General features: G+C 73.7%; 9 protein-coding genes. 4 read left to right on the forward strand and 5 right to left on the reverse strand.

The genetic code is table 11. The annotated features are described in order from the left end of the window. Nucleotides 1–270 precede the first annotated feature (270 nt). A complete protein-coding gene (locus BM419_RS17185) occupies nucleotides 271–693 on the forward strand; it encodes a VOC family protein (protein ID WP_091927139.1) in 423 nt (140 codons plus the stop codon). 423 nt (nucleotides 694–1,116) lie between these two features. On the opposite strand, the gene BM419_RS17195 is transcribed toward BM419_RS17185, so the two are convergent. After that, nucleotides 1,117–1,794, reverse strand: a complete 678-nt coding sequence (locus BM419_RS17195; RefSeq protein ID WP_091927141.1) for a cell division protein DivIVA — start codon at nucleotides 1,792–1,794, stop codon at nucleotides 1,117–1,119. A gap of 255 nt (nucleotides 1,795–2,049) precedes the next feature. Beyond that, entirely contained in the window at nucleotides 2,050–3,330 is a 1,281-nt protein-coding gene (locus BM419_RS17200) for an NAD(P)/FAD-dependent oxidoreductase (protein WP_091927142.1), read from the reverse strand. Between the two features lie 662 nt (nucleotides 3,331–3,992). Between BM419_RS17200 and BM419_RS17205 the strand changes: the two genes are divergently transcribed. From BM419_RS17205 to BM419_RS17215, 3 genes are all read left to right on the forward strand, one after another. Next, entirely contained in the window at nucleotides 3,993–4,973 is a 981-nt protein-coding gene (locus tag BM419_RS17205) for an aliphatic sulfonate ABC transporter substrate-binding protein (protein ID WP_020093082.1), read from the forward strand. Between the two features lie 8 nt (nucleotides 4,974–4,981). Further along, nucleotides 4,982–5,761, forward strand: coding sequence for an ABC transporter permease (locus tag BM419_RS17210; RefSeq protein WP_244435397.1), 780 nt, complete (start codon nucleotides 4,982–4,984; stop codon nucleotides 5,759–5,761). 85 nt (nucleotides 5,762–5,846) lie between these two features. Continuing rightward, nucleotides 5,847–6,629 carry an ABC transporter ATP-binding protein gene (locus tag BM419_RS17215; RefSeq protein ID WP_091927143.1) on the forward strand — a complete coding sequence of 261 codons (783 nt, stop codon included), beginning with the start codon at nucleotides 5,847–5,849 and terminating at the stop codon, nucleotides 6,627–6,629. A 21-nt stretch (nucleotides 6,630–6,650) separates the two neighbouring features. Here BM419_RS17215 and BM419_RS17220 read toward each other — a convergent pair whose 3' ends face one another. The 3 genes from BM419_RS17220 to BM419_RS17230 all read right to left on the reverse strand — a co-directional run bounded on the left by BM419_RS17220 (nucleotide 6,651) and on the right by BM419_RS17230 (nucleotide 11,511). After that, nucleotides 6,651–9,818, reverse strand: a complete 3,168-nt coding sequence (locus tag BM419_RS17220) for an efflux RND transporter permease subunit (protein ID WP_091927144.1) — start codon at nucleotides 9,816–9,818, stop codon at nucleotides 6,651–6,653. After that, a complete protein-coding gene (locus BM419_RS17225; RefSeq protein WP_091927145.1) occupies nucleotides 9,811–10,920 on the reverse strand; it encodes an RND family efflux transporter in 1,110 nt (369 codons plus the stop codon). Before BM419_RS17225 ends, BM419_RS17220 begins: the two co-directional genes overlap by 8 nt. Before the next feature lie 192 nt (nucleotides 10,921–11,112). Continuing rightward, on the reverse strand, nucleotides 11,113–11,511 hold the full coding sequence (locus BM419_RS17230; RefSeq protein ID WP_020093077.1) for a hypothetical protein: 399 nt from the start codon (nucleotides 11,509–11,511) through the stop codon (nucleotides 11,113–11,115). Between the last annotated feature and the right edge of the window lie 557 nt (nucleotides 11,512–12,068).

Genomic DNA, 12,068 nt, shown 5'->3' on the forward strand with positions numbered 1-12,068 from the left:
CCCCTGCCGGGGCCTGAGAGCTCTTCAAGTCTGCTCCCCCTCGTCAATCCCTGACCGCTTCCCGGGTTGCGCTGCCTAGCTGACAATTGCCCTTCGACGACGTGAACATACTGTAAGACCGAGGATCGTGAGAGCGGCGCGTCGGCGCCGAGCGCGCGGCCGGACAATGGGCCCGTCCACCGCGTGCGCTGGCCGATTGGCATCGTGTCGACGGCGCAAGGCCTTCGAGATTTCGCGCGACGCGCCCGTGTCGGATGCTAGGATCCGACGATGCAGCAGCAGATCTCGGTCATCACGCTCGGCGTCTCATCGCTCGGCCGGTCGCGCGCCTTCTACGGCGACGGCTTCGGCTGGGCTCCCGTGTTCGAGAACGACGAGATCGTCTTCTACCAGATGAACGGGTTCATGCTCGGAACCTGGCAGAACCCCAACCTCGACCAGGACATGCGGCGCGCGAGCGAACCGAGCCCGAGCGCGTTCTGCCTCGCCCACAACGTCCCGAACCGCGGCGACGTCGCGCCCACCATCGCGCGGCTCGTCGCGGCGGGCGGGACGCTCCTGCGCGCGGCCGACGAACCGCCCCACGGCGGATTCCGCGGATATCTGAGCGATCCGGACGGACATGCCTGGGAGATCGCCTGGAACCCGGCCTGGCGGATCGATGAACGCGGTCGGGTGACGTTCGGACTCTGAGCGGGCGCGGAGGCCGCCGAGGAGATCGGCCGTGCCGGGAAGGCCGCGCCTCAGAGGTGGGTGAGCCGCAGGCGCCACCCGGACGAATCCGCGACGATGGCCGGGTCGAGGGCTGGATCGGGCGGCCGCGCCGCGGCCGGCGCGGCCGTCGGAAGCTCCGCCACGGCGATGTCGGCGGACGGGGCGCGGCCGGAGACGCAGCCGCAGAGGGGCAGCGCCAGGGCGAGTGCCGCGACGGCGACAGACCGGATCGGTACGGTCCACCCGCGGATCGGCGAGCCGGCCTCGACCGCGCGGGAGACCGCGGCGCTCCGTCCTCGGCGCGGAGCGCGTCCGGAAACGGGTCCCGGCGGACGGCCCGAAGCGGCGCCGCGGAGGGGCCGGGTGCCCGACGCGGCCATGGTCCGGCCCCGGCACTCGACCTCAGGCGCCCGCCGGCCCGCGGCTCACGTGGCCGCCCAGAAGGAGCGCCTTGGCGGCCGCGTCGATCCGGCCGAGCCACTTCTCCGCGGTCTCCGCGCGCAGGTCGGCGACGCGGACCTGCTCCTCGGCGGCCCGGACCCAGGCCTCGGCCTCCGCGCGGATCGTCCGGACGCGCGCCTCGGCCTCCGCGCGGATGTCCTGCACCTGGGCGTCCGCCTCGGCCTGGACGCGCTGCAGCCGGATATCGGCGCGGGCCTCGACCTCGCGGACGCGCATCTCGGACAGTTGCAGGCGGTGCCGGGTCTCCGCCAGCGCGCGCTGCGCGGCGGCCAGGGCGGCCTCGTGCGACATGCTCTGCTCCTGCAGGCGCTGCTTCTGCGCTTCGGCGCGGCCGGCCATGCCGGTGATGATGTCGAGCGTGCTCATCCAGTCCGACACCGCCTCGGACTCGCAGGGGACCGGCGCGGGGCCCGCGTCGTTGACCGCGGGGTCCGGCAGGATCGGCGGGTGCGCGACGGGCTCGATGCGCGGCGCGGACAGCGCGGCCGGCCCCTCGACCGTGTCGAAGGTCGGCTTGAGCTTCAGGATCTCGGCGGACGGTCCCTCGACGAAGCGGTCCAGGCTGTCGGCGACCTGCGAGAGGATGTGGGACCACGTGGCTGTGGGGGCCGCGACCATGATGGCTCTACCCTGGCGGGATTTTGGCAATAGCTAATACAATCTCCGGTATGGTTAATGGGTGGTTAATCGGCGGCGCGGCGGCGCGAATCCCGGACGGTTCGTGGCGGCCCGATCAGTCTCGGCAGGCCCGGACGGGAAGGCTCGACAATCTTCCGCCGGTTCGGTTCCAGTCTCCGAGGCGCTTCGAGCGGTTTCGGCAGGATATCGACCGCCGACGACCGGACTCCCGGACCGGCCGCGCTCGGGCCGGCATCATCGCGCGGCCTGCGTCGCGGGCGCGGCCTGGATGATCGGCGCGGCCGCGGCCAGGATGGACGCGGCGTCGCGGTCGAGGGGCGGATAGATGCGCGTGCCGTTGATGATCCGCTTCGTCGCCTTCGCGGCGGCGCCCGACGAGACCAGCGTGCCGCGATCCCAGCCGGCGGTGTAGACCGCCCCCCAGGCGCCCAGATCCAGCACGGTGACGTAGTCGGGCGCGGCGAAGCGCAGCCGCCGCTCCGGCCGGCCGGCGAGATCGCAGACGGCGTTGAAACCCGCGAACCGACCCATCGGCCGGGCGTGCTGGCACGACATCACCGTGCGATGACCGGCATCGTCCGCCGCAGCCGAGGCTATGTCGCCGGCCGCGTAGACGCCAGCGAGCCCCTGGACGGCCAGGAAGGCGTCGACGGGCAGGCGCCCGAGCGGGTCGAGGGGGAGGCCGAGCGTGCCGCCCAGCGGGCTCGCCCGCATGCCGGTGGCGCAGACACTCGTCCACGCCGGCAGGCGCGTCCCGTCCGCCAGCGTGACCCCGGCGCGATCGACCGCACCGACCCGCGCACCGCCGATGCAGGTCACGCCGGCATCGCGCAAGGCCTCGCGGATCCCCGGCAGGGCCGCCGCGCCCATGGCGCTCCCGACCTCGCGCGCGTGATCGATCAGGATGGTCCGCACCGGACCCGTGGCCCCGGCCCGGTCCCTGGCAGCGGCGAGCCGGGCGGGCAGCTCGCAGGCGAGTTCCAGTCCCACCAGGCCGCCGCCGATGACGACGGCGGTCCAGTGGCCGGCCTCATCCGGCCCGCCCGGGTCACCGAGACGATCGAGATGCGCCGCGAGGGCCTGGGCCCCCGCGAAGGTGTCGACATCGAAGGCGCCCGCGATTCCCGGGATCTCGGGGCGCCACAGCAGGCTTCCGGCGGCGAGGATGAGGCGGTCGTATGCCAGCGTCTCGACGACGCCCGACGACGCGGCGGACGACGCGGCGGACGACGCCGCGGACTCGACCGTGACCGTGCGCGCCGCGGGGTCGATGTCGATCGCGCGCGCCTCGCGGCGTTCCACGCCGATCGGCCCGAGAACGTCGTCGAGGGGCACGCGCAGGGCGCCGAGATCGGTCTCGTAGCAGCGGACCCGGATGACGTGGAACGGGTCCGGCGCGATCACCGTGACCGCGACGCGGTCGCCGAGACCGAACTCGGTCCGGGCGCGCGCCGCGGCGGCGGCGGCCCACAGACCGGCGAAGCCGCCGCCGATCACGACGATTCTCGAGACCATGGCAGAGTTCCCCCCGTGCCGGAGACATCGAACTCTGCACGTCGCTCGGCGATGCGGCAACGGTTACAGTCCTGGCGCGGGCGAGGATCGCTTCCGACAGTCGAGCGCCGTCGGTTCAGCCGTCGTGGCAGCCGCCATCCTGGTGCGCCTTCGGGCGCCGGAACGACCCGTCAGCCCGCAGCCGCGGTCTCACGTGAGTGCGGGCCGCGCGGCTCCAGCGTGGCCGCGGCGCGGCCCGGGAGGACAGACGCCGCTCCTCGCGCGCGCGGACGCGTAATTTCTTCTCGTCCTGGGTCGGCCGACCGAAAATTCTTGCTTCGACGCCGTGAAGTAGAGAAAGCCCTTTTGTTGACTCCGCGACCGGCCGACAGGATCTTGTATTCACAGTCACGCCGAGGGCCGCGCAGGTACGATGAAGACGCAGGGGCGGACCGGGCGTGATCCCGCAGCCGGGGGATGTGTCGGCGCGGATCGCGCGATCGGGGCGGTCCCGGGTCTCGGACGCGCCGGATGCGCCCGGCCGATCGTCTCGCCGACGGCGCCGCGTCCCTGAACCCAGCCGCCCGGACGAGACCGCTCGGGACCGCGCCGCGGCGCGGATCCCCTGCCCCGCGCCGGCCCCGCACCCCGCCCTCCGTTTCGCCACGACATCAGGCCCGACCATGCGCTCCACCCGCCGATCCCTCCTGGCCGCCGGCCTCGCCCTGGCCTGCCTCGGCGCGCTCGCGCCGCGCGAGGCCCGCGCCGACGACCCGAAGGAGATCCGCCTGGACTGGGCGACCTACAACCCGGTCGGCCTGCTCCTGAAGGAGAAGGGCTTCCTGGAGGAGGCGCTGGCGCCGCGGGGCATCAAGGTCCGCTGGGTCCAGTCGCTCGGCTCCAACAAGGCCCTCGAGTTCCTGAACGCCGGCGCCATCGATTTCGGGTCGGCGGCCGGCGCGGCGGCCCTCGTGGCGCGCATCAACGGCAACCCGATCAAGGCGATCTACGCCTACTCGCGCCCCGAATGGACGGCGCTCGTGACCCGCAAGGACAGCGGCATCACCAAGCCCGCCGACCTGAAGGGCAAGCGCGTCGCCGTCACCCGGGGCACCGATCCGCACATCTTCCTGATCCGCGCGCTCCAGGGCGCCGGCCTCACCGAGCGCGACGCCAAGCTCGTGCTGCTGCAGCACGCGGACGGGCGGACCGCCCTCGACCGCGGCGACGTCGATGCCTGGGCCGGCCTCGACCCGATGATGGCGGCGGCCGAGATCGAGAACGGCGACGTGCTGGTCTACCGCGACGCCGCGGCGAACACCTGGGGCCTGCTCGACGTCCGGGAGGACTTCGCCACCGCCCATCCCGACCTCGTCCGGACGGTGATCGCGGCCTACGAGCGGGCGCGCGCCTACGCGCTGGCCAACCCGCAGGCGCTCGCGGCGGCCCTCGTGGCGGCCACCAAGCTGCCCGAGCCGGTGATCGCCCGGCAGCTCGAGCGGACCGACCTCTCCCAGCCGGCGATCGGCCCGGCCCAGGCGCAGTCGATCAAGGCGGCCGGCACCGCCCTGCAGCAGGCCGGGATCATCCCGGCGGGCACCGACGTGTCCGCCGCCGTCGACGGGCTGCTCGACACGCGCTTCAATCCCGTCGCCGGGCAGTGAGCGGCCGCGTGCCGCTTCTGCGGCGGGGCGGTCGCGCCGGCCTGGGTCTGCTGCTGCCGCTCGTCCTGGCGATCGGCTGGGAGATCGCGGTCGCGAGCGGCGCGGCGTCGGGGCGGCTGCTCCCGCCGCCGAGCCGGATCGCCGCGACCCTCTGGGCCCTGGCCGTCTCGGGCGATCTCTGGATGCATGTCGAGGCGACCCTCGTGCGGGTCGGCCTCGGCTTCCTCTGCGGCGCGGCGGCCGGGATCCTGGCCGGCGCCCTCGTCGCCACGGTCCCGCCGCTGCGCTGGCTCCTCGACCCGAGCCTGCAGGCGCTGCGGGCCGTCCCGTCGCTCGCCTGGGTGCCGCTCTTCATCCTGTGGTTCGGCATCCTGGAGACGCCGAAGGTCCTCTTGATCGCCGTTGGGGTGTTCTTCCCGGTCTATGTCGGCGTCTCGGGTGCGATCGCCTCGGTCGACCGCAAGCTGGTCGAGGTCGGTCGGATCTTCCGCCTGTCCCGCCTCGCCCTCGCCCGCCGGATCCTGCTGCCGGCCGTGCTGCCGGCGACCCTGGTGGGCCTGCGCACGGGGCTCGGCCTCGGCTTCCTGTTCGTCGTGGCGGCGGAGCTGATGGGCGCCTCGGAGGGGCTCGGCTACCTGCTGGTGGACGGGCAGCAGTTCAGCAAGCCCGATCAGATCGTGGCGGCGATCATCGCCTTCGCCCTCGTCGGCAAGGCGGCCGACATGGCCCTGGTCACGCTGACAGCCCCCCTGACCCGGTGGCAGGATACCGTGCGGGACAGCCTGTGACCGCGTCTCCGGTGCGGACGCGCACCGCGGACCGGGAGGCCGCCCCGCGCCGCGATCCCCACGCCACGCCCGCCGAGAGACGCCCGTGCTGACCGTCGACGACCTCTCCAAGACCTACGCGGACGGCACGCAGGCGCTCGCGGGCATCGACCTGTCGGTCGAGCAGGGCGAGATCGTTGCGCTGATCGGCGGCTCGGGCTGCGGGAAGACGACCCTGCTCCGGCTGATCGCGGGGCTCGACCACGCGAGCGCGGGCGCCGTCGCGGTCGACGGCGAGACGATCCGCGCGCCCCATCCGAGCGTGGGCGTCGTCTTCCAGGAGCCGCGCCTGCTGCCCTGGCTCGACGTGGCCGGCAATGTCGGCTTCGGCCTCGCCGACCTGCCCCGGTCCGAGCGCCGCGCCCGCGTCGCCCACGCCCTGGAGCGCGTCGGGCTCGCCGAGCACGGCGGTCGCTGGCCGCGGGAGCTGTCCGGCGGGCAGCAGCAGCGCGTGGCGATCGCCCGCGCCTTCGTGGCGCGGCCGCGGGTGCTGCTCCTCGACGAGCCGTTCTCGGCCCTCGACGCCTTCACCCGCAAGGGGCTGCACGACCAGCTCCTCGGTCTCTGGGCCGAGTCCAAGCCGACGATCCTGATCGTCACGCACGATGTCGGGGAGGCCGTCACCCTGGCCGACCGGGTGGTGGTGATGCGCCCGCGGCCCGGGCGCCTCGACGAGACCGTCCCGGTCGCGCTCGCCCGGCCGCGCGAACCGGTGGCGGCGACCTACGAGGAGGCCGTGCGCCGCGTGCTCGCCGCCCTCGACCACTCCCTGCGCCCGGCGACGAGCAGCCGGCCGCCCGCGCCCGAGACCCGCGCGAGCTGGTGGTAGGGCCGCCGGCGAACCGCGGCCTCAGGACCCGACCGCGGTCAGTTCCAGATCCGCGGGGTCCGCGCGCCGGAACCGGGCGTAGCGCAGCGCCATCACCGGCAGGACCAGCAGGTTCAGCACCGTCGAGGTGATCAGGCCGCCGAGGATCACGAGGGCCATCGGGCCCTCGATCTCGCGGCCGGGCTCCCCGGCCCCGAGCGCCAGCGGCAGCAGGCCGAGGCCCGTCACCAGGGACGTCATCAGGATCGGCACCATCCGGTCCGCGGCGCCCGCCGCCGCCGTGGCGGCGTCCCAGGCGCGCCCGTCCCGGGTGACCATCTGCTCATAATGGGCGATCAGCATCACGCTGTTGCGCAGCGAGATGCCCGACAGGGTCACGAAGCCGACGATCGAGCCCAGCGATAGCACACCGCCGGTGAGCGCCACGGCCGCGACGCCGCCCACGAAGGCGAAGGGCAGGTTGACGAGGACGAGGAGCAGGTTCGCCGCCGAGCCGGTGACGATCGCCAGCAGGACCACGATGCCGAAGCCGGCCATCCCGGCATGGACCAGCAGGTCGCGGCGGGCGGCCGCCTGCGCCTCGGCGGCCCCCGAGAAGGTCACGTAGACCCCCTCCGGCAGCCGCACCTCGCGGGCGATCTTGCGCTTGGCCGCCGCCACGAAGCCCGCAACGTCGCGGTCGGCGACGTTGGCGGTCACCGCCTGCACCCGCTGTGCGCCGAGATGCTGGACCTGGTAGCGGCCGGCGCTCTCGTAGACGTCGGCGACCTGCGACAGCCGGACGTAGCGCCCGCCCGGCGTCCGCAGGGGCAGGTCGCCCACCGCGCTGAGGCGGTCCCGCACGCGGGCGTCGAGGATCACCAGCACGTTGAACACGGCGTTGCCGCGATAGGTCTGGCCGACCGTGTCGCCCTGGTAGGCGGTGCGCACGGCCTCCAGCACCTCCACGGGGTCGAGCCCCCAGTGCCGCAGGTCCACCGGGCGCAGCGCCACCGTGACCTGCGGCAGCCCGGCCGGCGAGGCCTGCTGGACGTCCCGGGCGCCCTTCACCTCCGAGAGTTCCTGCGCCACCGAGCGGGCGGCCGCCTCGATCCGGTCGAGGTCGCTGCCGACCACGTTGACCACGACCGGCGCGGTGAAGCCCGAGACCGTCTCCTCGATGCGCTCGGTGAGGAAGGTCTTGAGCGAGAAGGCGGCCCCCGGGAAGCCGGCGATCAGCTGCCGGATGGCGCCCTCGACCCGGCGCTGGGCGGCGCCGTCGAGCCCGGGCTCGAGGTCGATGTGGATCTCGCTGTAGTGCGGCCCGGCGGTGTCCTCGGCGGCCTCGGCTCGGCCGATCTGCGCCGCCACGGCGCGCACCCCGGGGATCTCCTTCAGGTCGCCGGTGATCAGCGTCCCGAGCCGCTCCGATTCCTGCAGCGCGGTGCCGGGGATGGCGACCATGTGCAGGATCATGTGCCCCTCCTTCAGGTCGGGGAGGAACACCGCGCCGAGGGTCGGCAGGACGGCGGCGCCCGCGAGGGTGACCAGCAGGGCGCCCGCCATGGCGACCCGCGGGACCCGCCCGATCCCGGCAAGCAGCCGCAGGTAGGCGGCGCGGCTCCAGCGCACCACGGGCGGATCGGGCGGCGCGGCGCCGGCGTCGCGCGCCATGCGGCCACCGAGGAGCAGGAGCGCCAGGGCCGGCGTGACCGTGAGCGCCACGAGGAGCGAGGCGACGACGGCCGCGATGTAGGCGAGCGCCAGCGGCCCGAACAGGCGGCCGGCGACGCCGGTCAGCGCCAGGACCGGCAGGAACATCAGGATCACCGCGAGGGTCGCGTAGGCGACCGAGGTCCGCACCTCCAGCATCGCGGCGAGCACCACGCGCGGCAGGCCGCGGCGTCCGCCCCGCGACTCCCGCAGCCGGCGCGCGACGTTCTCGACGCCGATCACCGCGTCGTCGACGACCTCGCCGATGGCGAGGGCGAGGCCGCCGAGGGTCATCGTGTTGAGGCTCTCGCCCCAGGCCTGGAGGGCGAGGGCGGCGGCGATCAGCGACAGCGGGATCGCCGTCGCGCTGATCAGGGCCGCCCGCCAGTCCGCGAGGAAGACGAGGAGCACGACCACCACCAGCACGCCGCCGAGCGCCAGCGCCTCGATCACGTTGCCGGTGGCCACGTCCACGAAGTTCGCCGGCCGGAACAGGTCGGCCCGCAGGCTCACGCCGTCGCGCTTCAGGACCGGGCGCAGCTCGTCGAGGGCCGCCTCCAGGCGGGCGGTCACGGCGCGGGTGTCGACGCCCACCTGCGCGCCGACCATCAGCAGCACGCCGGGCCTGCCGTCCACGAGGGCCGCGCTGATCGCCGGCTCGGGCGCGGCCGTGACGGTCGCCACGTCGGAGAGCACCACGCTCGCCCCGCCGTCGTTGTGGAGCACGATCTGCCCGAGCGCCTCCGGGGTGAGCGACTGCCCCTCGGTCCGGAGCAGGACGCGCTGGTTCGGCGTGTCGACGAAGCCCGCCCCGCGCACGCCGGTCCCCTTGCGGGCGGCCGTGAGGACGTCGTTGAGGCCGATCTGGAAGCGGATCAGGTCGTCGGGGCGGACCTGGATCTGCAGGGCGCGCACGCCGCCGCCGTAGATCGAGACCTGGGCGATGCCGGGCACCGCCTGGAGCCGCCGCCGCACGGTCCACTCCGCGACCTGGCGCAGGTCCATGGCGTCGCGGGTCTCGGAGGTGAGACCCACGAGGAGCACGGTCAGCGTCGAGGAGGTCAGCGGGGTCATGGCGGGCGCCGCCACGCCGGCCGGCATGCGGCCGGCGAGCGCCGCCAGGCGCTCGTTGACCCGCTGGCGGATGCGGTCGACGTCGCTGCCGGACCGGAACGCGGCGGTGATCACCGACAGGCCCTGGATCGAGGTGGAGCGCAGGGTCTCCAGGCCCGGCAGGCCGCCGACCGAAACCTCCACGGGCTGCGTGACCAGCACCTCGACCTGCTCCGAATCGAGGCCCGGCGCCTCGGTCTGGATGGTCACGGTCGGCGGCGCGAATTCCGGGAACACGTCGTAGCGCGCCCCCGAGAGGGCGTAGAGCCCGAAGACGAGGACGGCGCAGGCGAGCGCCAGGACCACCCTGGGCAGCCGGACGGCGAAACCGACGAGGGCCGCCTGCGGACCGCCGCGACCGGCGGCAGCGGGCGGCTCAGTCATCGTCGTCGCCCACGACGCGGATGCGGCTCTTCATCTCCTCGGACAGGAGCGCCTGCGCGCCCCGCAGCACGATCTCGCTGCCGTCCGCCAGATCCTCGACCACGAAGGCGTCGGCCGACATCGGCGCGTCCGGCCGCACCGGGTGACGCACGAAGGCGCCGTCGCCGGTCCCGCGATACACCCAGGTGCCGCCCTCGCCGTGGACGACGGCGTCCTCCGGCACGAGGACGCCCTTCACCGCGCGCGGCGCCGGCAGGAACGCCATCGTGCTGGTCCCGGGCAGGAGACCGCTGTCGCCGGAGACGAGATAGAAGAAGCTCTGCCCCTGGATCCGCGGATCGGTCCGCGTCGCCGGCGAGACCAGCCGGAGAGCGACCCGCTCGCTCTGCGGCGGCACCTCGGCGAAGGCGGCCTTGGGCGCCTCCGGCAGGGTCTCACCCGGCGGCAACGTCACCTGCATGAGGAAATCGGCCCGCTCGATCAGGCGCGTCACCGGCGGCGACCGCTCGATGATCGCCTTTCCGAGCACCGGCCCCCATTCCTGGCGCGCCGTCGCCGCGAAGGTGCGCAACTGCGATTCCGCCACCGTGACCGACGCCTGATCGGTCAGGAGCGTGCCCTCGGCGGTCTCGATCTGCGCCACCGCCACCACGCCAGCGCCGAGGGTCCGCGCCCGGCGGGCGGCGCTGGCCGAGACCTCGACCCGGGCGCGGGCCGTCTGGAGCGCCGCCACGGCGCCGGCGTAGCTGTTGGTCAGCTCGGTGATGCGGGCGAGGTCGAGGACGCTGCCGTAGGCGGTCAATTCCTGGGGGTGCAGGACGGCGGGACGCGCCTCGGCGACGAGACCGATCCGGGCGCGCTCGGCCGGCGTCAGCCGGACCAAGGTCCGGCCGTCCTCGATGGCGGTGCGCGGCGCGGGAAGCTGCGCCGCCGCCGACAGGCTGTCCCGCCGCTCGGGGATCAGCGCCGCGACGCGCGCCCGCACCTCGGCGACGATCGGGCCGGCATCGGCCCGGAGGCGCTCGCCCGTCGGCGTGACCGCGAGACCGGCCGCCGCGAGCAGGACCCCTCCGATGAGCAGCAGCGCTCGGCGACCACGCACGTCGCTCTCCTCCCCTGGACCGATTGCCGAATCTACCCGGTTTCGGTGCCGAATACACCCGAACTCGGCCAGCTCAAACTGTCACGCTCGGTTCCGGTCGTGGGTCGGGCCTCGCGGGTGCTCGGGAACGCGAAAGCCCGCCTCGACGGTGCGAGGCGGGCTTCCGGTCTGCTGGGATTATGTCGGTTCGGATCAGCAATCGTTGCCGGAGACCGGGGCGGTCTGCCGATCGGCGGCGGCCTTGTTCATGGCGCCGACCGTGCCGGGCGACGCCGGCTGGTTGCCGCCGGCCAGGTTCGCGGCGGCCGGATCGGTCGAGTTCGACTTGGAGCCGGCGTCCGTCTGCGCCTGACGGTCGGCGGTCTGGTTGGCGCCCACGTTGTTCATGGCACCGACCGTGCCGGGCGACGCGGGCTGGTTGCCGCCAGCGAGATTCTTACTCGACTTGTCGACGTCGGAGCTCTTGGGATTCGATGCCTGCTGATCGGGGCTGTTCGACTTCGTGGTTCCGGTGTTGCACGGGGCCGCGAGGGCGGGCCCGGCAGCGAGGGCCAGAAGCGCAACCGCGCCGGCCAGGTGAGAGACCTTCATCAAACGCTCCTCCAGGATTTATCGATCTCCCAAGTGCCTAATCGTCCCGTGAGTTCCGTCGCGACTGCCCAGATCTTCGATTGAGAGCGGGCCGCACACCGGATTTCGGTGCCTTCGACGCGGATAAATGTATGAATTCAGACATTGGCGCTGAAGATACCGTGCCGCTCACGTCGCGGCGGCCGATCTTCGGTGCGGCATCTTATCCCACGGGGCCCGGCCGAGCTGTTTCATCCGGCCCGGCGGGACCGCGCATCGATCCGGTCGTCCCCGAGCGCCGCGCCGCCGCTACCTCGTGTGGTCGAGTTCTTGAGCCGGGATGCCCGGATAGCGTCGACTCGCGAGGGGGCGTGTCCGCGGCAGCCTCGAGCGGTGTCAGGCCGCGGGGCGGATGGGACACCGCCTCACCCGGGACGTCTGAGATCGAGCGATGGCGTTTCCACGACACTTGACGGGCCTCGGACACGGTCCTGCCGGCGGCCTCGCTTGGTCACCGGGCGGGCCGTACGGAACGGATCACCGCTGGGCCCATTCGGGCGCACCGGGCGATGGCGGGG

The organism is Methylobacterium sp. yr668 (genome assembly GCF_900116245.1).
Taxonomy (GTDB): Bacteria; Pseudomonadota; Alphaproteobacteria; order Rhizobiales; family Beijerinckiaceae; genus Methylobacterium.

Coding starts and splice junctions, on each gene's coding strand:
- BM419_RS17205 (WP_020093082.1), top strand. CDS start 3,993: ATGCGCTCCACCCGCCGATCCCTCCTGGCCGCCGGCCTCGCCCTGGCC.
- BM419_RS17220 (WP_091927144.1), bottom strand. CDS start 9,818: ATGACTGAGCCGCCCGCTGCCGCCGGTCGCGGCGGTCCGCAGGCGGCC.
- BM419_RS17185 (WP_091927139.1), top strand. CDS start 271: ATGCAGCAGCAGATCTCGGTCATCACGCTCGGCGTCTCATCGCTCGGC.
- BM419_RS17230 (WP_020093077.1), bottom strand. CDS start 11,511: ATGAAGGTCTCTCACCTGGCCGGCGCGGTTGCGCTTCTGGCCCTCGCT.
- BM419_RS17200 (WP_091927142.1), bottom strand. CDS start 3,330: ATGGTCTCGAGAATCGTCGTGATCGGCGGCGGCTTCGCCGGTCTGTGG.
- BM419_RS17195 (WP_091927141.1), bottom strand. CDS start 1,794: ATGGTCGCGGCCCCCACAGCCACGTGGTCCCACATCCTCTCGCAGGTC.